Here is a 20,732-nt window from a genome sequence, read left to right on the forward strand (position 1 = left end):
AATTCATTCCCTTCAAAGAAATCTAGAAAAAGTGATTAGTTCTTACGACGGAATTTGAAGAATGGAGGTAAATCGTCATCGCTTGATTTATCTTCCTTTTGATTGTCACTTGAGTTGTTAGCATCAAATGGATCAAATTCTTTCTTTTGTACGTTTTCAAAACGTGTGTCAGATGGCTTGTCGCTATCTGTGTTTTCGTCGTTAGTTCTAACGTTACCTTGGTCTTCCTTGTGATGTCTTGGACTAACTACCTTACCAGGAGTTTCTGAAACTCTTGATGGACGTGCTTGGCCATTTAGTAGTTCTTCTGGACTTGTTTCGATTCCTGTAGCAATAACAGTAACCTTGATTTCGTCGCCTAGGTCTTCATCAATTGAAGTACCAAAGATAATGTTTACATCGCTAGTTGCAGCTTGAGCAACAATGTCTGAAGCATCTTGGGCTTCAAATAGTGACATGTCTGGGCCACCAGTGATGTTTAATAATACTTGTTTTGCACCATCGATTGAAACTTCTAGCAATGGTGAAGAAATAGCCTTCTTGGTTGCTTCTGCAGTTCTGTTTTCACCTGTAGCAGTACCAACACCCATAAGTGCTGAACCAGTGTTTTGCATAACAGTCTTAACATCAGCAAAGTCCAAGTTAACGTATCCAGGACTAGTAATTAAGTCTGAAATACCTTGAACACCTTGTCTTAATACGTTGTCAGCTTCTTGGAAGGCTTCCATCATAGGTGTCTTCTTATCAACCATTTCTAATAGACGGTTGTTGGCAATTACGATTAAAGTATCAACGTTTTCCTTTAATGCTGAAACACCTTCAGCAGCATATTTGGATCTTCTTGGTCCTTCAAAAGTAAATGGTCTTGTAACAACACCGACAGTTAAGGCACCTGAGTCCTTAGCAATCTTTGCCACGATTGGAGCAGCACCGTTACCAGTACCACCACCCATTCCGGCAGTTACGAATACCATATCTGCACCTTGAAGTGCTTCTGAGATGGCTTCTTCACTTTCTTCAGCGGCCTTAGTTCCTACTTCTGGATCAGAACCTGCACCTAAACCTCTAGTTAATTTAGGTCCTAATTGGATTTTTGTTTCAGCTTTTGATGTGTTTAATGCTTGAACATCGGTATTTGCAACGATAAATTCAACACCTTTAACATCTTCAGCAATCATACGGTTAACGGCGTTACTACCACCGCCACCTACACCAATAACTTTAATTTTTGCGCCTTGGTTTTCAGTAGAATCTAATGAAAATTCCATTTTAACTTCCTCCGTGTACTTCTGTTATTTTATTCGAAAAAGTCTTGGTAAAAGCGTTTAAGTCTTCCCTTAGTACTTTTAGCTAGTTTTGAACCAGACTTTTTAGGTTTACTTGGTTGTTGTGGTTGATTATCTTGTTGAATGTATTCAGATGAGTTATCGATTACATCATCGCCATAATCGTTACCAATGAAATCATCATTGGATTGAGTGTTGTTCACTACAGTTTTGCCCTCTAGTGATGATCTTACTAACACTTGAATTTCACTCATGTTAGCACGATAAGTTACTAGTGACAATGGAAGTGAAAATGATGGGTGTCTTAATCCCATTTGATCTGGAATGTAGACTCTAACGTTAGTATCAAATCTATCGGCTGCTAATTCTGAGATTCCAGGCAATGCTGCAACTCCACCAGTTAGAACAATACCTCCAGGTAGGTTTAAAGCAGAGATACTGCTTAAACTCTTGTACATTCTAGTAAAGATTTGGTCTACTCTAGCTTGAATGATTTCCGCTAGGTATTTTTCAGAAATTCTGACTGGTTGGCTTTGACCAACAACTTCAATTGGAAATTCATTGCTTTCTGATGCTTCAATTTCATCAGCATAACCGTAATCGCGTTTAACTTTTTCGGCACTTTCTAATGAAGTGTTAAGCACAACAGAAATGTCTTTAGTGATGTATTCTCCACCTTCACTATCAACAGTAGTGAATTTTAGTTGATGATCATGAACAACAGAAGCAGTTGTTTGGCCACCACCTAAGTCGATTAGAACAGTTCCAAAGTCTTGTTCTCCATCATCTAAAATGGTCATGCCTTGTGCTAGTGGCATGTTGATGATTGAAGATGGATTTAATCCAGCTCTTTGAACAGCTTTTCTAATATTATGGATGATAGTCTTTGGTCCAGTGATGATACGACCTTTCATTTCAAGTCTTACACCAACCATACCTCTTGGGTCCTTAATACCGTCAAATCCATCAACGATGAATTCGTCAGCTAAGGTATCCATAATTTCTCTTTCTGGTGGTAGGTTTTTAATCATTGCAGATACAGTAACGTTTTTAACGTCTTCATCTGAAATTTCTCTTGATTGATCTGAGATTGCGACCATACCACTGCATGGTTCAATCTTTAATTGGTTGGCAGGAATACCAACAATCACATCATGAATTTGAATACCAGCTTTTTCTTCTGCCTGGTTAACAGCTCTTCTAATTGATTCAGAAGCCTTGTCAATATCGACGATGATGCCTCGGCTAACACCTTCTGAACGTTCGTTTCCTAAACCTAAAACGTTCATTTGGCCCTTTACTTTTTCGGCAACAATCACCTTAATTGACGTAGTTCCAATATCCAATCCAACATACATTTCTGAATTCATTATCTAAGGGAACCTCCAATTAAGCATAATTATTCTTAGATACTCTAGTTTATATTTAAGTTAGTTATAAGTTAATTTTAACACAAGAGTAGACAACTCTAAAGAACCATTATTAGTTTCTTTTTTTAGTTGTAGTTGTTGTTTTCTTTGCATCCTTATTTAGCGTTTCTTTTAGCTTAGTTTTAGTAGATGCTTTAGTGGTTGTATTGCTACTTTTTTTCTCATCATTGATTGGGAATGAGTAGGCACCAACCTCTAAATTAATAACACTTTTTGTTTTTAATTGAGTGGCGATTGAGCGATAGAAACCCATCTTATCATTAAAATCATGCATTAAGATAATAACGCGATTACCATCTCGCATATAAACGTGTAATTCATCTGGGTACACCTTAGTTGGTGAGTATGAAATGACACGAATGTTGTCTCTGATGTCCTTAGGTAGCTTTACATACTTTTCAATCATTGATTTTAATAATGACTGATTATTAAATTTAACTATATAAGGCATCTTAGAATCATTAGGATTCTTTACAGCAATATTAGTAACCTTTCCATTTTCTAATATTAGATACTGCTTGTTGCCACGAGTTTCATAACCAATTTCTTTGTATGGTGAAAATGAAACAGAAAGATGATTAAATCCCGTAAATTTAAAATCTAACGATTTAACGCGATGATCATCATTAATAACCCTTTGGTTAATTTTATTTTTATGACCGATCACTTTAAAAATACTGTCCCCTTCATCTAACTGAAGTTCTCTCTTAATATCTCCTTGAGAGATATATCCGTTTCCATTAATGCTAATACTGCTAATTCGACTCATTGGTGAAACCAAATAAATCAAGATTAGTAGCAACACTACCAACGGAATGATGATATATGAGGAAGATTTCATTTTATTTTTTATCTTTTGCTTATGCAATTCAACAAAATCATCGGATATTCTTGAAGCCCTATTCGAGGATTTTTTTGAGGAAAATAATTTAGACTTCATAGTAAAGTTCCTCCATTAACGGCAAATTGACTTTGCAACTTCCAACAGACGACTTGCGGCATCACGACAACCCATTTTTCTAGAGTTTTCAGCCATTTCATTTCTCTTTTCCTTATCGTTCATGATAAAGTCAGAATTTTCAATTAATGTCTTCGCATTTAAATCATTTTCAGTAATGATTAATGCGGCATTGTTTTTCACCAAACTCAAGGCATTCTTGGTTTGATGATCAGCGGTAACGTATGGACTTGGAATTAACACTGATGGAATTCCAAGAGCAGTAATTTCAGCTAAACTAGTAGCCCCTGCTCTACCAACGATTGCATCAACCTTTGGTAAAACGTTTGGCATATCAGCAATGTAATCCTTAATTACGATATTATCGTTAATTGTTTGTCCTTTTAGTTGTTCCATAACGTCATCATAACGCTTCTTACCAGTAACAAACACGACTTGGTAATTCTTTTCGTTGTATTGACGAATACTTTCGCAAACAACTTTATTAATCTTCAACGCACCTTGGCTACCACCAAAGATTAAAAGTGTTGGAACATCATTTTTTAATCCGTATTGGTCCCAAGAAAAATCAGATTTTAAGTTTGCTACTTGTTGGGCACGTGGGTTACCTGTGTACACGGTCTTTTCCTTAGGGAATTGACTGATGGCATCTTCGAATCCAACGGCAATCTTGTCAACGTGTTTGCTTAGGAAACGGTTAGTTAAACCAACAACACTATTTTGTTCGTGAATCATTGTTGGAATCTTCATTTGTGAAGCGGCATAAACAACGGCTCCAGAAACGTATCCACCAGTTCCAATCACGATATCTGGTTTGAATTTTTTAATTAACTTCTTTGATTTATGTAGACTCTTTAAAAACAAACTAACGGTTTTTACGTTGTATAAAGAAAGAGAACGTTTGAATCCTTGGATTTCTAATTCTTCAAAAGCAATGTTGTGCTTTGGAACGATATCCTTTTCCAATCCTCTAGTTGATCCAACGTATAAAACTTCAGCATCAGGATCAACTCTGCGAAGTTCTTCAATTAATGCTAGTGCAGGATAGATGTGGCCACCAGTTCCTCCACCTGAAATCATTAGTCTCATTAGTTTTCTTCCTTTCTACCTGTTTTTTGTTCTACTAGTTGGATGAATTCGTCCCCTCTTTGTTCAAAGGTATCATATTGATCCCAACTAGCGTTAGCTGGAGACAATAGAACAATGTCGCCTTCTTCACTCATTGCCCATACTTCATCCACAGCTTCTTTCATGTTGTTTACAATCTTGATGTTTTTAACACCGGCCTTCTTAGCAGTGTCTGCTAACAAGTCCTTAGTTTCACCAAATAAAGTGATTGCCTTAACGTGGTCGGCAAAGTCCTTTTCTAGTTTTTCGAAAGTATAACCACGATCTAATCCACCGGCAATTAAAACAACATTATCTTTAAAACTTCTTAAAGCCACTTGAGTTGCTTCAATATCTGTAGCCTTGGAATCATTGTAGAACTTTCTACCATCGGCAGTTAATACGTATTGGACACGATGTCTGACACCACCAAATGTACTTAGTGCCTTCTTGATTGCAGAGTTACTCTTGCCCATAATCTTGGCAACAGCAATCGCTGCTAAAGCATTTTGTACGTTTTGTTGACCAGGCACTCTAATTTCATCGACGTTCATAACGAATTCATCTTTAAAGAAGATTTGTTCATCTTTTACATAAGCACCATCGGTACTTACTGCATCGTATGAGAAAGGAACAACCTTAGCTTTGCTACGTTTGCTCAATTCACGCCATTCTTCATTATCAAAGTTAACAACGAAGTAGTCGTTTTCATCTTGATTTTCGGTAATGCGCATTTTGGCGTTAACGTAGTTTTCTCTGGTCTTATGGTAGTCAAGATGGTTAGAGAAAACGTTATTTAAAACGGCAATGTGTGGATGTAATGTCTTAATACCAACTAGCATGAAACTAGATAGTTCTAATACAATGTCATCATCCTTAGTTGCCTTAGTGGTAACAGTACTTGCTGGAACACCAATGTTTCCTGCAACGTATGAATGTCCATTAGTTCTTTCTTCGTTTAGGATGTCATTAATCATAGTTGAAACAGTGGTTTTACCATTACTACCAGTTACACCGACGATTGGTGCTTCACTGACTTGACTGGCAATTTCAACTTCAACTGTGATTGGAATATTTCTTTTAATTGCTTCTTTGATTAATTCATTATCGTAAAAAATTCCAGGGTTCTTGACGATTAAATCAAAATTGTAATCATCTAAAATCTTTGGACTTTGTTTAGCATCAATTACCTCAACGCCAATTTTTTCTAACTCTTCTTTTGCGTCCGATTTCAAAGGATTAGCGTCATTTAACCAAACGTTAGCGTTTAATTGTTTTAATAGTTTAGATGCATTGATTCCACTCATTCCTGCACCTAAAACTAGTATGTTTTTATTTTGATAATCGTCAATATTTTTCATAATTCATGCTCCCAAAAATATTATTATAAAATAATTGATAAAACTCCGGTAATTGCCAAAATAGCACCTGCAGACCAGAAGACAATATCAATCTTCCATTCTGACCAACCTAGCATTTCAAAATGGTGGTGGATTGGTGACATTAAGAAGACTCTCTTACCAGTAAGTTTGAATGATGTAACTTGAATCATTACACTCAATGTTTCCAATACAAACATGAAACCAATCCATATCAATGAAAGTTCATGATGAACCAGAATTGATACGGCAGCTAATGAACCACCAAGTGCTAATGATCCCATGTCTCCCATGAAAATCTTAGCTGGCTTGTGGTTGAATACCATAAATGCACATAGGGCACCAACTACTGCAAAACAGAAAATTGCAACATCCATTTGGTGTTGAACTAATGCAACAACTGCATAAGCTAGGAAGGCAATGATTGATAATCCACTAACTAGACCATCTAACCCATCAGTTAAGTTAACTGCGTTTGAGAAACCAGTTAGGTAGAAGATGATGAAAATTGCGTAGAACCAACCAAGGTGTAAATCACCCATAAATGGAATCTTTAATGCTAGTGGGAAGTGGTGTGCATAAACAAAAGTGAAGATTAATCCACCTACGATTTGACCCGCTAGTTTTTGCCATGCTTTTAGACCTTCATTTTGACGTCTAAATAGCTTAATACTATCGTCCCACATTCCTAATAATCCGTACAATACTAATATGAACAATAGGATTAATAGTGTTGGGTTCATCATATGAGCAACCCCACCACTAATTAGTGACGCAATAATGATTGCGATGATGAAAAGAAGACCACCCATTGTAGGTGTTCCTGATTTCTTTTCATGCCACTTTGGTCCTTCTTCTCTGATCATTTGGCCTTCATGCTTTCTTCTGAAGTAGCCAATTAGAGATGGCATAAAGATTAATGTAATTAAAAAACTAATTATGATTGGTAAAACAATATTCATAAACATCCTGATTTCAATCCCCTATTTAAATTTTATGGTTACCTTGGTTCCACCGTCTAGACTTGCCCCCGGTTTGACGGATTGCTTGTAGGCATATCCATCACCGTCAAGTTCGGCACCAATACCTGCCATTCGACAGTATGTCGCAACATCATATCTAGACCAGCCCTTTAGGTTAGCCATCGTCTTACTGCCGTTGGTTTGAACGATTACCATTCGATTCTTTGAAACTTTTTCGTTGGCATCAATTGATTGATCTAATACTTTATCCCCGTCACCAATAATTGCGTATTTCAAACCAGCAGCTTTTAGTTCTGCCTTAGCTTCACTAGTAGACTTACCAGTAATGCTTGGAACCTTTAGACTATTTTCACTTTCAGCATTTACGTTTTCTTCCAATGCTAATCTCATCACTGGGTTAAAGATTTCAGCCATTAATTGTGAAGCTGTCTTAGTTCCAGTTAGATGAGGTTGTTTCATTGTTATATATAAGATGTATTTTGGATTATTTGCTGGTGCAATTCCGGCAACTGAGTATAGGTAACTATCGTCACCAGATTCGTATCCAGACTTACCATCACTGACTTGGGCAGTACCAGTCTTTGCGGCAATCTTGTAACCTGGAATCTTGTATGCTCCACCAATACCATATGATTTATAAACAACATCTTCCATATGCTGAATAACTTGTTTTGCTGTGCTTGCGGTAATTGGATGACCAACTACCTTCTTTGGATATGATTTAATGACCTTCTTGGTCTTTGGATCCACAATCTTTGTAACAAGTCTTGGTTGTAACATTGTACCACCGTTAGCGATTGAAGTTAATGCTCTCATCATTTGCATTGCATTAACTTGGATACCTTGTCCAAACGCTGTATTAGCTTGTTCGATTGGGTAGTTAAATTGAACGCTTCCTGTTTCTTCTCCAGGGAAACCTAAGTTAGTTGAAGTAAAAAATTGGAAACGATTCATGTAGTTGCGCCACGTCTTGGCACCCATTTGTTGTTCAAGATGAGCCATGGCAACGTTACTTGATAATGCGAAACCTTTGTTGTAAGTAATGTTACCCCAACCATTAGTATTCCAGTCAGGAACGACCTTACCATCAACTAGGTATTTACCAGAATGATATGTGGAATTTCCATTATAGTGACCACTGTTAATTGATGATGCAACAGTGAAAATCTTCATTGTTGAACCAGGTTCGTATGAATCCTGGATCAATGTGTTACGCCAGATACTGCTTAGTCCCTGCTTGGTAGTAGCGTTAAATGTAGGACGTTGAGTAGCAGCTAAAATGTCACCAGTTTTGGCGTTCATCAAAACGGCATTCATTGTCTTTGGATGAACTTGGTTGTAAACACTGGTCATTTCAGTTTCTAGTAGTGATTGAAGACGATAGTCTAAAGTAGTGTAAACATCGTCACCATTTTTAGCTGGTTTGTTAACACTTTCACCGTTATCAACTTCAACACCTGCGTTGTTTAGTTGAGTGGTCTTGTATCCGTTCTTACCAGTCAATAGTTCGTTATATACCTTTTCGATTCCCATTTGACCAGTTAGTGAAACTTTGCTATCGCTAGAGTTTGAGTTAGCAGACGCATATCCAATGATGTGAGAAGCAAAGACACCGTTTGGATATAGTCTTGATGGTTGTTGTAAGAAATTCAAACCTGAGATGTGGTATGAATCTAGTTTTTGTTTTTGAGTTAATGAAATGTTAGTACCGGCTGAACCAAATTCAACTTGGAATGCGTTGGTACTAGGATTTAGATCCTTTAATGCTTGCTTATAAGAAATTGGCAACACTGAAGAAATGGCTTTGGCAGCTTTTTCCTTATCAGTGATGTACATTGGCTTGTTATCCAAACCAACTTGTTTCTTATTCAAGATGGCATACATTGTATAAACATTAGTGTCTTCAGCAAGAGGTTGACCGTTTGCATCATAAATAGTTCCACGTTTAGCAGAAATAACGTTGCTTTGAGTGTACAAACTCTTCGCCATTTCGCTTAGGTTGTATCCACCAACGTTTTTAAATACTGATACATATGTAAATCTCAATACCATACACAAAAAAACGCCTAGACATAGCAATAGTAAAAATTGTCCATAGCGGCTACGGTTTTCTCGGCGTTTTTTTTGTTTGTTCCGATTATTTAATTTATTCATTTGCTAACATTCCTTACGTTTTTATTGGACAAAGATAAATCGGCTTGTTTAGCAATTTTTTGTAGACGATTTCCGCTTTGAAGTTCACTTACTTCTTGCTTTAGTGTACTGTTATCATCTTTAACCTTGCCTAATAAATTAGTTGTTACTTGAAGTTCTGTGGCGTGGTTACCTAGTGCAATCTTTTCACCAACTAGACCAACCATTAAAAAGAATACAAGTGAACATCCTAATATTACAACAGTTTTTTCAAATTTTGACAATCCAAGTCTTACATTTGATTTTACTTCTGGATTTTGTTGTTTTTGTTGTTCCCCTGCGGAGTAATAACCAGGGGTAGCGTATACGCTATTAGCTAGATTATTTTGTGCCATCAGATTAACTCTTCTCTCTATTATTTATTAATTCTCTCAATAACTCTCAATTTTGCACTATGCGAACGATGATTATCTCTCAATTCGTCATCACTCGGTAGTATTGGTTTTCTATTAATTAGTTTGTAGTCTGGTTTCATGTCATCTGGAATGATTGGTAAACCACTTGGTAAATCTTCAATCGTGGTCTTTTCCTTAAACATTGTCTTAACTAATCGATCTTCTAATGATTGGAAAGTAATGACGCTCACTCTTCCGTTTACATCAATTAAATCGATTGCTTTTTCCAATGATTCTTCCAAAGCACCCAGTTCGTCGTTCACGGCAATTCTCAATGCCTGAAAGACTTTCTTGGCAGGATGACCACCGTGACGTCTAGCCGCGGCTGGAATTCCTTCCTTAATGACATCAACAAGTTGTTCGGTTGTATCAATTGAATGGTTTTCTCGGTTCCTTTCAATCGCTCTTGCAACTTGCTTAGAAAATTTTTCTTCTCCATAACGGAAGAAAATCTTCACTAATTTTTCGTATGGCCATTCGTTGACGATTTTCCATGCGTCCAATGGATTTCTCTGATCCATTCGCATATCTAATCGTGCATCGTGTTGATAACTAAAACCTCTACTTGCGTCATCAAACTGTGGAGATGAAACTCCTAAGTCATACAGAATTCCATCAACAGATTGAATTCCTAATTTGTTCATTTCTTCTTGAATGTATCTAAAGTTGCTTCTAACAAAGGTAACCTTATCTTCATCTATGTATTTCTTGAGGTTAGTTTTGTTATATTCAATTGCCACTTCATCTTGATCGAATGAATAAAGATGACCAGATGTTAATTGTGACAAAATTCGGGCACTGTGACCTCCCCCACCGAGGGTACAGTCGATGTAAATGCCATCGGGTTTAATATTTAATCCGTCAACTGCTTCTTTAAGTAGTACAGTTTCATGATGAAATTCCGTCATAATTAGTCACCTTCTTTTCTAAAAATCAATTAAGTCTTCAGCAATGTCGTCGAACTCTTCACCAGCAGTTGCTGAGAATTCGTCCCACTTTTCCTTGCTCCAGATTTCAATTCTTGTGGAAACCCCCACAATCACACATTTCTTTTCGATACCAGCGTAGTTAATCAAAGTATCTGGAATGTTAATTCTTCCTTGGCTATCGACCTTACTTTCGTCGGCGGCTGAGAATAGAAAACGTGAAAAGTATCTTGCTGACTTCTTGCTTACAGGAAGTTGGTTAATCTTTTCTTGAACCTTTTTCCATTCATCCATAGGATATCCGAATAAACATCCATCAAGTCCACGTGTGATGATGAAGTTCGCACCTATTTCTGATCTAATCTTGGAAGGAATGATCAAGCGCCCTTTTGAATCTATTGAATGTTCATATTCACCCATTAACACGCTTCTTCACTCCTTCCAATTTATATTACCTTGATTTTACCACTATCCACCACTTCGTACCACCTTATTATTAAATTTCTTCCAATATCTACTAATTTTCACCAAATTTAGATTAAAATCCACTAATTTTAGGCAATAAAAAAAGAGCTACCAACGTTGGTAGCTCAAGGTTTTAAAGCGTTTTTGCTGCAATTATCAAAATGGTGGAGGACCAGACCACAAAAAAGTAAATTACTGAAAATCTCCACAAGAATTTGTAAAAAATCCCCACTTTGGCATTACTACGTGTAAACAAGTAGTAGATTGCGTAGATAATCCCAATGATAACAAGTCCTAACCATACATATGGTAAGAACGATTGATCGTGTTTATCCAATGATAATTGGTAGATATAATAGCTCATGATAATTGGAAAGAAATCACTCGCTCTAATCGAAATCTTATAAAGTTTGCTAATAATTTTTTTGACGATATTGAACAGTAATGAAAATAGGAATAAAAATACCACCTGAACTAATACCATGGTCAAAAATCCAAACGGAGAAATAACAATCACCTCAATATGAATTAGTTTGCATTATTCGCTGATGAACTGTAAACTTTAAAATATATTATTAATTGCGGAAAGTGGTGTTAATAATGGCTAAGAAAAAGAAATCTAGATTTCAAATCATTACCATGATTTTTGTTTGGTTAATGATTATCTCAACTGTTGGTGGTTTAGTACTAGGTGCTGCCTTCCAACTATTTGAAAACTAATAAAAAATGGAACCTATCAAAATGATGGGTTCCATTTTTTTAGTCATTATCAGGTTGTTTATAAACCTCTCTCGGTTTACTTCCTTCCTGAGGGCCAATGTAACCACGTTGTTCTAAGTCATCAATAATTCTAGCTGCACGATTATAACCGATTCTAAAGTTACGTTGTAACAATGATGTACTTGCCTTTTGTTCTTTTACAACAAAGGCTAGTGCGTCATCGAATAAGTCGTCTTGATCTTCGTTTTCCTCGTCGACCTTGATTTCTTCATCCGTAACAATCATATCGTCGTCATATTCGGCAGGTTGTTGTTCTTTAATATAATCTACCACATTTTCAACATCTTGATCAGATATAAATGCACCTTGCACACGGCTTGGCTTATTCTTATCAATTGGTAGATATAACATATCCCCACGACCTAATAGTTTTTCGGCACCATTAGTATCTAGGATAGTTCTAGAATCAATCCCACTTGAAACGGCGAAAGCAATTCTAGATGGCACGTTAGACTTAATTAAACCAGTAATAACGTCAACTGATGGACGTTGAGTTGCCAAAATCATGTGAATTCCGGCAGCACGTCCCATTTGCGCCAATCTAATGATGGCACCTTCAACGTCATTTGAAACAGTCATCATCAAGTCAGCCAATTCATCAACAACAACAACGATGTATGGAAGTGGTTTTAAATCGCCACGTTCTTCTTCGGTCATCCCTTTTACATATTCATTAAAAGTACTAATCTTTCTTTGATTATGCTTAGCAAACAAGTCATATCTGTGTTCCATTTCAGCAACAACCTTGTTAAGGGCTCTTGCTGCCTTCTTAGGTTCTGAAACAACTGGTGATAGCAAGTGTGGAATCCCGTTGTAAATTCCTAGTTCAACCTTCTTAGGATCAATTAGCATCATCTTAACTTCGCTAGGTTTAGCATTCATTAAAATGCTGGTAATAATTCCGTTGATGGCAACGGACTTACCACTACCGGTTGAACCAGCGATTAATAGATGAGGCAACTTAGTTAGGTCGGTTGTAATAACATCCCCACTAACGTTTCTTCCCAATGGCACTGTCAATAATCCATGCTTGGATTGTTGAGATGTTTTGACAACATCCTTAAATGACACCATTGCGACCTTCTTGTTTGGTACTTCAATCCCGATTAATGATTTACCAGGAATTGGTGCTTCAATACGAATGTCCTTAGCTGCTAATGCCAAGGCCAAGTCGTCTGCTAGGTTAACAATCTTGCTAACCTTAACACCGATTGCTGGGTGTAATTCATATTCGGTAACTGAAGGTCCCAAGTTAACATTCTTAATTTCGGCGTCAACACCAAAACTGTTCAATGTCTTCTTCAATACGGTTGTATTGTGGTCGATGTTTTTAAACTCATCTTTTTGGTCACTTCTAGCCACATCGGATAACAAGCCAATAGGTGGCAATTGATAGTTGGAATCATCAATATCCTTAATATCGATTCCCTTACTATTATTTTCGGTGTGTCCATTGATAATTTCAGATAGTTTTGGTTTGTTTCTAGTATCTTGATTGTAGTCGTCTGCTGACTTGAAGTCGGAACGATCCAAGTTAGCTTCCGGCTTACTCTTTACCTCTGGTTTTTCAGGTTCATTATCCATCCAACCCGAAAGCTTAATCTTAGGATTTTCTTCAGTAGCAGATGGGTTCTTTCTTCTTTGAACCCTAGACATTGGATTAACGTCTTCGCTTGGTTCTTCGTCATCTTGATTATCTTCTTTTGCTTCTAAACGGCGTTGCTTACGTTCTTCGATAGCAGACCCAATCTTTTGTGATGATTCTTCGGAGTACTTTCTAACGTTATCCATGACTTTATTCATTGGAACGTTAAAGAATACGATTAATCCGACAATCATCATAATAATTGATAGAATTTCTGATCCCAGAATTGAAACCAAGAAATCAAATACTACTAATAAGCATGCCCCAATCATTCCACCACCAACTGATGAAGCATCGGTTAGGTGAATGAAATCCTGACTAATTAAAGATAGTGTCTTTGATATAAAGCCATTGTCGCTACTGTTTGAAAACAATAATGCTGATAAGAACAGTGTTAAACCAAGGTAAAAAATGGTTCCACCAATTATCCAACGCTTATTATATTCCAGCTTAGGTCCTTTAATTAGGTAGATAAAACCGACTACTAGTGCGATCAATAATCCAAATGGACTACTATCTCCGATAAAGAATCTAACGATATTATCGAAAGTGATTCCTAAAAAGCCCAATTTAAAGAGACTGAATGCACTAACCAAAATCATAACAAATCCGATAATATGATTTTGATACTTGCTATCGATATTAAATAATTTGGCATTGGTGGTTGTTTTTTTCTTTTTACGCGCGCTTGTTTTTCTCTTTGCCAAATTGATTACCCCTTATCATTTATTTTAGTTTGTCGTATTCGTACTTGTGTGTTCTTTCAAGATTTGGAAATGATTGTTGTCTTAATGCTTCGTAAATAACGATGGCACATGTGTTTGATAGGTTCAGTGCACGAATGTGAGTGTCATCTTGTGGAATTCTGATTGCCTTTTCTTCATTATCACGCATGAACATTTCAGGTAATCCAGTGGTTTCCTTACCAAACATGAAGTAGTAGTTGTAGTCATCGTCTGTGTAATCACGATCTGTGTAGTCGTGGTTAGCAAACTTAGATACTAAGTAAAGTTTGTCCTTTTCGCCTAAAGTATTCATGAATGCTGGTAAGCTTTCGTGATAGTTAATATCAACCTTGTCCCAGTAGTCTAGTCCAGCTCTTTTTAGATGCTTGTCATCAACTGAAAATCCTAGTGGCTTGATTAAATCCAAAACAGTGTCGGTACCAGCACATGTTCTAGCAATGTTACCAGTGTTGGCTGGCATTAATGGTTCAAATAAAACAATATGGTTAGTCATAAATTTTTCCTCGCTTTAAAACTGATTATCTAATATTGATACATCAACTGTGATTGATGTTAGTGATTCAACCTCTGCTTGTGTTAAATCTTTCGCATTATGGCCCCAATGAAGTGGTGTCATAATCATTAAATCGTGAGTTAACTCCTTGGGTAACTCAACGGTGTATTTGACATCGTATTTCTTCGCATTTGGATAATGCTCCATAAATAAATCGACAACTTTTTGGTTATCATAGCTACTATTTTCGCTATCATTACCATAAAGCTTTTGACGCAATTCAAATAGGTAATGTGAGTTTGGCACAATCTTAATCAAGTGACCATTTGGTGCAATGATTCGATTGAATTCCTTGTAAGCTGATGGTGAAAATAAATCCATAATAATATCAATGCTTTGATCATTAAATGGAAGGTTCGCCAAGTCAGCAACACAGAAAAACATTTGGTCGCTTAATTCACTGGTTGATAGATTGACCCCTGGTTTAGAAATATCAAAACCAATCGCACTATCCATGTTTTTTCTTAAGTCTTCTAAACGTTTTAGTGGTGTTCCTTCCCCACTACCGATGTCGACGATGTTCTTATGCCCGGCATCGATCATTTCATTAATCTTTTGTAAAATCCCATCGAAGAAACCAGCCTGCATAATTCTTCGTCTTGATTCTAACATATCCCCATCATATTCTGTATTCACCTTATGGTTAATAAATTGAATGGTTCCTTTTTTGGAAATATCCAATGAGTGATTGTTAGGACAAACGATTGAATTATCAACTTGGTTAATAAATGATTCTTTACATACTGGGCATCTAAATAAATCGATATTTTGTTTTAAAAATTGCTTTGCAATTTCGATTTTTTTCATATCTAAATCATCCTTATCCAATTCAATATATAAGTATATCATATTCGTAAAGTCTTCATTTACAGGAACTAAAAAAAGACCCTAATACCAAGATATTAGAAGCCTTGAATAATTGTCGACATGTCTGTAGGAATTTTTGATTCACAGACTACGTCTTGTTGTGTAAACGGATTATAAAATTTCATTTTGTAGCAGTGTAGTGCCTGACGATCCAACTCATGGTTGTCTGGATTGTAAAGCCAATCACCAATTAATGGATGACCGATTGCTTCAAAGTGAACCCTGATTTGATGGGTTCGACCAGAATGCAGCTTAATCTTAACCAATGAGTGACTAGGTGTATTTTTAACCACCCACGCCTCCGTCTTGGAAGGTTTTCCACCATCCATCACACATCTTTTGATAAACGAACCAGGTTGTCGCTCAATCGGTAGATTAATTTCTAGATGTTTGTCGTTCAGTGGATTTTCCACAATTGCGACATACATCTTTTCAATTTGATGGTGTTGCATTTGTTTATCCAATACCGAATGCGCAAAGTGATGCTTGGCGAAAATGATAATCCCACTAGTATCCATGTCTAATCTATTAACGATATGAATTTTTTGATTATCGTAATCTTGTCTTAGGAAGTATCCCTTCACTCGATTAGCAATCGTATCATTTTTATATAAATGAGATGGTAAACATGCCACGTGAGCTGGTTTATCCACAACCAAGAAGTGATCATCTTCATACAAAATGTTGATTGGTAGATTTGATACGGCAATAATGTCATTGGCTGGTTCAGGAGGTAACGTGATGGTTACCTCGTCGCCTTGTGCCAACATATAATTGACCTTCTCTTCGGTTCCGTTGACTACGATTTTGCCGCCTTCGAATTTAATCTGTTTCAATAATGTGCGCGAAATACCATTTTGGCGTAAGAAAGTTCTTAATCGGATGGGACTGTCCTGTTGATTGGACCAGGTGAAACTAGTCATCCTCGTGAACTCCGATGAATGAATTACTTACACGTTTCCAGAAATGGGTATGACGATATTGGGCGAAGTAAATTCTATCGTTGCAGATGGAATATGAAATTGATTTAATTGGACGATCAGAAATCAATAACTGGTCACAAGTTAAAATGTTGTGCTTTGGTGAATCGGGAACAATTGTGATTGTTTCATCAGGTGGCACAATTACAGGTGAACCCAATGTTCTAAAGACACGGTTATTGATTGATGCCATTTCGGATACTTGAATGGCGTTTAGTTGAGGATTGATGATTGCCCCACCAACTGACTTGTTATAAGCGGTAGAACCGGTTGGTGTGGAAACACAAAGTCCATCCCCTCTAAATTTTTCAAAGAATTCATCCTTGATGTAAATATCAGTAACCATTGTTCCATTAATGCGTTTTAAGGTAGATTCATTTAGCGCAACGAAACTATCGTCTGGTCCACCATCGGTGTATTGAACCTTGATTGATAGCAATGGATAGCTAACGCTTTGACCATTATCGTCTTCCAAACTGTCGACTAGTTCTTTTACTTCGTAGTCACGCCAGTCGGTGTAAAAACCAAGGTGGCCAGTATGGATTCCCACAAAGCGAATCTTGCTAATTGCATCGCGATAATGATGAAAAGCTGACAAAAGTGTTCCGTCTCCCCCAACGGAAATCACAATTTGCGGATTTAATCCATCGTATTCAAGTTTTTCAGACGCATCAATTTTTTCTTTTAATTGTGTAGCAACCTCTTTGGATGTAAATCCGTCGTTACTATAAATTGCAACCTTCATAACTATTCATCCCTATTATGTTCATTTTTGGTTCCATCTTCTTGAGTTTCAATTAACTCATCTCTGATTTCAGACATCCCTTCATCCAACTTGAATGCTGTTTCCGCAGATTGTTGAAGACGCTTCTTCAATCCTTCTGGGAATGCACCATTGTACTTGTAATTTAGAGAATGTTCTACTGTTGCCCAGAAATTCATAGCAAGTGTTCTTACCTGAATTTCGGCTAAAATTTTCTTTTCTCCACCGACTAATTCGATTGGATACTCAAAAACAATATGGTATGAACGATATCCACTAGCTTTTTCACGATTAACATAATCACGTTCTTCCAAAATATTAATATCGCTTCTTCTTCTAAGAATGTCGACAACCACATAAATGTCATCAACAAATGGACACATAATTCTAAGTCCCGCAATATCTTCCATATCTTGAGATAAACGATCTTCTGATACATAGCGGCGTTTCATTTTTTCTTTAATACTGTCGATTGGTTTGACTCGACCAGTAACAAACTCAATCGGACTTCTTTTATCCGATTGAATGAATTCTTTACGAATTCCTCTTAATTTGACCTTTAATTCACCTACGGCTTGTTCATATGGGAATAAAAAGTCACTCCAGTTTTTTATCACTAGGCTAACCTCCTTGTTAAACCTAATTTACTACATTATTTTACCACACTATTCAAGAAGTAAAAAAGCAAACAATTTTTTACCGTTTATGAGCGAAATGGTTGTATTTACCGGTGTATTTGGTATTCTATTTAATGGAATTCATAGAACGAAACAAAAATCTTAATGGAGGGATAAAAGTGTTTGAACTATTTCTGTTTATAGATCCATTGTGTAAAGCATGCAGGAATTCAGAAAATACCGTTTTACAGATTTCTGAAGACGTTGATTCAAAATTTAAGTTGCAGTTCATTCCGATTTACAATCTAAAGGTTGTCCAAACCGACTTCTGCAACTCAAACAATCAACTTAAAAAGCGATTATCTTCTGAAGAACTTTCTGCCTTATACAGAAACGTTGTCTTAGATTATAAGGCTGCCTTATTCCAAGGTATGAAAAAAGGACGTAAGTTCTTAACAGCGATTCAGGATAAACTATTGACTGAAGGTTCCATCTACTCAGACGAAATGGCAATTGCAATTGCCAAGAAATGCGGTCTAGATGTTGAAATGTTTAAGGAAGATCGTCGTTCAAACCTTGCTAAGAAATCAATCAAAAAAGACCAAGATTTGGTCCAAAACATGAAGATTGAAAAACCAGCCTCAGCTGTTATCTTCAACTGTGAAGGAAACGATGATGGTATTTTAACTGATGACATTGAATACTCAACATTATTCAATGCATGCTGTGATAAGAACTTAACTCCCGAATACTTGAAGGATGCGTTAAGTGAAAGCAGTCTAAAAGAAACTAAAATGAAACACCTTCGTGTTCTAAAATAAAAAATCTTCCAACGAAAAGTTGGAAGCTTTTTTGTTATTAAATTAATGATTCTAATTCATTTAATCTTTCTTCAAAGACCTTGAATGCATTTTCTAGGTAGTCGGCAGTAGTCATGTCGATACCAGCTTTTTTCATCACGTTCAATGGATAATCAGAACTACCTGATTTTAGGTAGCCGATGTATTTATCAATTGCTTCTTGGTCATTTTTACAGATGCCATCTGATAAATCAATGGCGGCTGCGAAACCAGTTGCGTATTGATATACATAGTAATTCATGTAGAAGTGCGGAATTCTGGCCCATTCGTATGCAATTTCTGGATCAGATACCACTCCATCACCGTAGTAGCGTTGGTTTAGCTTGTAGTAGAAATCACTTAACATCTTAGCAGTTAGTGGATTGCCCGCTTGTTCTTGTTGGTGGGCAAAGTCTTCAAATTCAGCAAATTGAGTTTGTCTGAAAATGGTTCCTTTGAAACCATCTAGGAAGTGATTTAATACGTACTTCTTAACTTCAACATCATCGGTATTCTTCAAAAGATAATCAGTTAAGATATTTTCGTTAGTTGTTGATGCGATTTCGGCTAAGAAGATTGAGTAATCACCATATTGGAATGGTTGATTATGGGTTGTGTAGTAACTGTGCATACTGTGACCTGATTCGTGAACCAGTGTAAACAAGTTATCAAGGTTATCTTGCCAGTTTAAAAGAATGTATGGATTAGTGTCGTATACTCCTGATGAGTATGCCCCACTTCTCTTTCCCTTGTTTTCAACTACATCAATCCAACGATTGTTAAATTCTTCCTTGATGTGATCAATGTAATCATCCCCAAGAATTGATAATGCCTTAATTGATTCTTCCTTGGCTTCATCAAAGTTGTATGAGATTGGTGAATTACCGAATAAAGGTGTGTATAAGTCATACATGTGCATTTCATCTAAAGAAAGTAATTTCTTTCTTAGTTTAACGTAACGATGTAGTAAAGGTAGGTACTTATTAACAGTGTCGATTAATTGTTGGTATACCTTTTCATCGATGTGATTATTGCTCAATGCAGCTTCCTTAGCTGAACTAAAGTGACGCATTGAAGCTCTAAAGTTATGCACCTTCACTTCACCAGAAAGTGTTGATGCTAATGTGTTCTTGAATTGGTTATAAACTGTGTATAACTGTTGGAATGCTTCCTTACGAATACTTCTGTCTGTGGATTCTAGTAACTTACTGTAGACCCCGTTTGATAGTTCGACCTTATTACCATCTTCGTCTGATACAACTGGGAACTTCAAGTCTGAATTGGTCATCACGCCATAGACGTTTGAAGGAATATCAAATATATTACCTAAACTTGATAGAATTTTTTCGTGTTCAGCATCTAATATATGATCCTTTTGGCTGAATAATTCATCAAAATAGTGTGTGTAATCTGCTAATTCTGATTCTTCAGATAGCATCTTATTTAGGTCATCATCACTTATGTTTAAAACCGCTGGTTCAAACCATGCTAGTGCTGATGATGCTTTAGATGCTAAATCGGCACATCTTGCATTCATGCTTTGGTATTCTGAATTTGATGTATCAGCATCACTATTCAATGATGAATATACATATAATTTTTCAACTTCACGTTCTAGTTTTTCGATTGCTTTTAAGTCACTTAAAAGTGTTTTGGCATCAAAATGATCAGTCTTTAACTTTTCAACAGCTGCGACTTCTTTGGCGCATTCTTTGAAATCCGCTTCAAAGTCATCGTCTGTCTTATAAATAGTTGTTAAATCCCAGGTTAATTTTTCTGGTACTTCTGATCTCTTTGGTAATTGTTGTACTTCACTCATA

General features: G+C 36.6%; 20 protein-coding genes. 2 read left to right on the plus strand and 18 right to left on the minus strand.

All coding sequences use genetic code 11. The annotated features are described in order from the left end of the window. Nucleotides 1-35 precede the first annotated feature (35 nt). From ftsZ to RZ55_RS07350, 11 genes are all read right to left on the minus strand, one after another. Nucleotides 36-1,268, minus strand: a complete 1,233-nt coding sequence (gene ftsZ, locus RZ55_RS04395) for a cell division protein FtsZ (protein ID WP_053791875.1) — start codon at nt 1,266-1,268, stop codon at nt 36-38. 29 nt (nt 1,269-1,297) lie between these two features. Continuing rightward, a complete protein-coding gene (ftsA, locus tag RZ55_RS04400; RefSeq protein ID WP_034531792.1) occupies nt 1,298-2,659 on the minus strand; it encodes a cell division protein FtsA in 1,362 nt (453 codons plus the stop codon). A gap of 109 nt (nt 2,660-2,768) precedes the next feature. Further along, nucleotides 2,769-3,656: a cell division protein FtsQ/DivIB gene (locus RZ55_RS04405; protein WP_057175860.1), complete on the minus strand. Its 888-nt coding sequence runs from the start codon at nt 3,654-3,656 to the stop codon at nt 2,769-2,771. A 15-nt stretch (nt 3,657-3,671) separates the two neighbouring features. Next, nucleotides 3,672-4,763, minus strand: coding sequence for an undecaprenyldiphospho-muramoylpentapeptide beta-N-acetylglucosaminyltransferase (gene murG, locus RZ55_RS04410; RefSeq protein ID WP_054483610.1), 1,092 nt, complete (start codon nt 4,761-4,763; stop codon nt 3,672-3,674). After that, nucleotides 4,763-6,142 (minus strand): UDP-N-acetylmuramoyl-L-alanine--D-glutamate ligase, encoded by a 1,380-nt coding sequence (gene murD / locus RZ55_RS04415; RefSeq protein ID WP_057175861.1) that lies wholly within the window; start codon nt 6,140-6,142, stop codon nt 4,763-4,765. The genes murG and murD overlap by 1 nt, the downstream gene beginning before the upstream one ends. Nucleotides 6,143-6,165: 23 nt before the next feature. Further along, complete coding sequence (gene mraY, locus RZ55_RS04420; protein ID WP_034531845.1) at nt 6,166-7,122, minus strand: phospho-N-acetylmuramoyl-pentapeptide-transferase; 957 nt, start codon at nt 7,120-7,122, stop codon at nt 6,166-6,168. Between the two features lie 21 nt (nt 7,123-7,143). Then, nucleotides 7,144-9,297: a penicillin-binding transpeptidase domain-containing protein gene (locus RZ55_RS04425; RefSeq protein WP_054483614.1), complete on the minus strand. Its 2,154-nt coding sequence runs from the start codon at nt 9,295-9,297 to the stop codon at nt 7,144-7,146. After that, nucleotides 9,294-9,671, minus strand: coding sequence for a hypothetical protein (locus RZ55_RS04430; protein WP_041152401.1), 378 nt, complete (start codon nt 9,669-9,671; stop codon nt 9,294-9,296). The genes RZ55_RS04425 and RZ55_RS04430 overlap by 4 nt, the downstream gene beginning before the upstream one ends. Nucleotides 9,672-9,691: 20 nt before the next feature. Next, complete coding sequence (gene rsmH, locus RZ55_RS04435) at nt 9,692-10,639, minus strand: 16S rRNA (cytosine(1402)-N(4))-methyltransferase RsmH (protein ID WP_034531806.1); 948 nt, start codon at nt 10,637-10,639, stop codon at nt 9,692-9,694. 18 nt (nt 10,640-10,657) lie between these two features. Beyond that, nucleotides 10,658-11,083 (minus strand): division/cell wall cluster transcriptional repressor MraZ, encoded by a 426-nt coding sequence (gene mraZ / locus RZ55_RS04440; RefSeq protein WP_034531808.1) that lies wholly within the window; start codon nt 11,081-11,083, stop codon nt 10,658-10,660. 172 nt (nt 11,084-11,255) lie between these two features. Next, entirely contained in the window at nt 11,256-11,606 is a 351-nt protein-coding gene (locus RZ55_RS07350; protein WP_080695540.1) for a DUF3397 family protein, read from the minus strand. A 116-nt stretch (nt 11,607-11,722) separates the two neighbouring features. Here RZ55_RS07350 and RZ55_RS07185 point away from each other — a divergent pair, with 116 nt between their 5' ends. Then, complete coding sequence (locus RZ55_RS07185) at nt 11,723-11,842, plus strand: DUF4044 domain-containing protein (RefSeq protein ID WP_080695541.1); 120 nt, start codon at nt 11,723-11,725, stop codon at nt 11,840-11,842. Between the two features lie 39 nt (nt 11,843-11,881). Here the strand turns inward: RZ55_RS07185 and RZ55_RS04445 are convergent, their stop codons facing one another. The 6 genes from RZ55_RS04445 to RZ55_RS04470 all read right to left on the minus strand — a co-directional run bounded on the left by RZ55_RS04445 (nt 11,882) and on the right by RZ55_RS04470 (nt 18,073). After that, entirely contained in the window at nt 11,882-14,254 is a 2,373-nt protein-coding gene (locus tag RZ55_RS04445; protein WP_057175862.1) for a DNA translocase FtsK, read from the minus strand. A gap of 19 nt (nt 14,255-14,273) precedes the next feature. Then, complete coding sequence (locus RZ55_RS04450) at nt 14,274-14,786, minus strand: tRNA (cytidine(34)-2'-O)-methyltransferase (protein ID WP_034531812.1); 513 nt, start codon at nt 14,784-14,786, stop codon at nt 14,274-14,276. Nucleotides 14,787-14,801: 15 nt separating this feature from the next. Further along, nucleotides 14,802-15,653, minus strand: a complete 852-nt coding sequence (locus RZ55_RS04455; RefSeq protein ID WP_057175863.1) for a methyltransferase domain-containing protein — start codon at nt 15,651-15,653, stop codon at nt 14,802-14,804. Between the two features lie 95 nt (nt 15,654-15,748). Beyond that, nucleotides 15,749-16,636, minus strand: a complete 888-nt coding sequence (locus RZ55_RS04460) for an RluA family pseudouridine synthase (RefSeq protein ID WP_057175864.1) — start codon at nt 16,634-16,636, stop codon at nt 15,749-15,751. Next, entirely contained in the window at nt 16,629-17,438 is an 810-nt protein-coding gene (locus RZ55_RS04465) for an NAD kinase (RefSeq protein WP_034531818.1), read from the minus strand. The genes RZ55_RS04460 and RZ55_RS04465 overlap by 8 nt, the downstream gene beginning before the upstream one ends. 2 nt (nt 17,439-17,440) lie before the next feature. After that, nucleotides 17,441-18,073, minus strand: coding sequence for a GTP pyrophosphokinase (locus RZ55_RS04470; protein ID WP_057175865.1), 633 nt, complete (start codon nt 18,071-18,073; stop codon nt 17,441-17,443). A 179-nt stretch (nt 18,074-18,252) separates the two neighbouring features. On the opposite strand from RZ55_RS04470, the gene RZ55_RS04475 reads away from it, so the two are divergent. Then, nucleotides 18,253-18,894, plus strand: coding sequence for a DsbA family protein (locus RZ55_RS04475; RefSeq protein ID WP_053792833.1), 642 nt, complete (start codon nt 18,253-18,255; stop codon nt 18,892-18,894). A gap of 37 nt (nt 18,895-18,931) precedes the next feature. Here the strand turns inward: RZ55_RS04475 and pepF are convergent, their stop codons facing one another. Next, nucleotides 18,932-20,731 carry an oligoendopeptidase F gene (pepF, locus tag RZ55_RS04480; protein ID WP_057175866.1) on the minus strand — a complete coding sequence of 600 codons (1,800 nt, stop codon included), beginning with the start codon at nt 20,729-20,731 and terminating at the stop codon, nt 18,932-18,934. Between the last annotated feature and the right edge of the window lies 1 nt (nt 20,732).

Source organism: Apilactobacillus kunkeei (assembly GCF_001421115.1).
GTDB lineage: Bacteria > Bacillota > Bacilli > Lactobacillales > Lactobacillaceae > Apilactobacillus > Apilactobacillus kunkeei_F.

Excerpts from the sequence above, each read along its gene's own strand:
- RZ55_RS04455 (WP_057175863.1), bottom strand. The coding sequence starts at position 15,653 with ATGAAAAAAATCGAAATTGCAAAGCAATTTTTAAAACAAAATATCGAT.
- ftsZ (WP_053791875.1), bottom strand. The coding sequence starts at position 1,268 with ATGGAATTTTCATTAGATTCTACTGAAAACCAAGGCGCAAAAATTAAA.
- RZ55_RS07185 (WP_080695541.1), top strand. The coding sequence starts at position 11,723 with ATGGCTAAGAAAAAGAAATCTAGATTTCAAATCATTACCATGATTTTT.
- pepF (WP_057175866.1), bottom strand. The coding sequence starts at position 20,731 with ATGAGTGAAGTACAACAATTACCAAAGAGATCAGAAGTACCAGAAAAA.
- murG (WP_054483610.1), bottom strand. The coding sequence starts at position 4,763 with ATGAGACTAATGATTTCAGGTGGAGGAACTGGTGGCCACATCTATCCT.
- RZ55_RS04405 (WP_057175860.1), bottom strand. The coding sequence starts at position 3,656 with ATGAAGTCTAAATTATTTTCCTCAAAAAAATCCTCGAATAGGGCTTCA.
- RZ55_RS04450 (WP_034531812.1), bottom strand. The coding sequence starts at position 14,786 with ATGACTAACCATATTGTTTTATTTGAACCATTAATGCCAGCCAACACT.
- RZ55_RS04465 (WP_034531818.1), bottom strand. The coding sequence starts at position 17,438 with ATGAAGGTTGCAATTTATAGTAACGACGGATTTACATCCAAAGAGGTT.
- RZ55_RS04425 (WP_054483614.1), bottom strand. The coding sequence starts at position 9,297 with ATGAATAAATTAAATAATCGGAACAAACAAAAAAAACGCCGAGAAAAC.
- mraY (WP_034531845.1), bottom strand. The coding sequence starts at position 7,122 with ATGAATATTGTTTTACCAATCATAATTAGTTTTTTAATTACATTAATC.
- rsmH (WP_034531806.1), bottom strand. The coding sequence starts at position 10,639 with ATGACGGAATTTCATCATGAAACTGTACTACTTAAAGAAGCAGTTGAC.
- RZ55_RS04430 (WP_041152401.1), bottom strand. The coding sequence starts at position 9,671 with ATGGCACAAAATAATCTAGCTAATAGCGTATACGCTACCCCTGGTTAT.
- RZ55_RS04460 (WP_057175864.1), bottom strand. The coding sequence starts at position 16,636 with ATGACTAGTTTCACCTGGTCCAATCAACAGGACAGTCCCATCCGATTA.
- murD (WP_057175861.1), bottom strand. The coding sequence starts at position 6,142 with ATGAAAAATATTGACGATTATCAAAATAAAAACATACTAGTTTTAGGT.
- RZ55_RS07350 (WP_080695540.1), bottom strand. The coding sequence starts at position 11,606 with ATGGTATTAGTTCAGGTGGTATTTTTATTCCTATTTTCATTACTGTTC.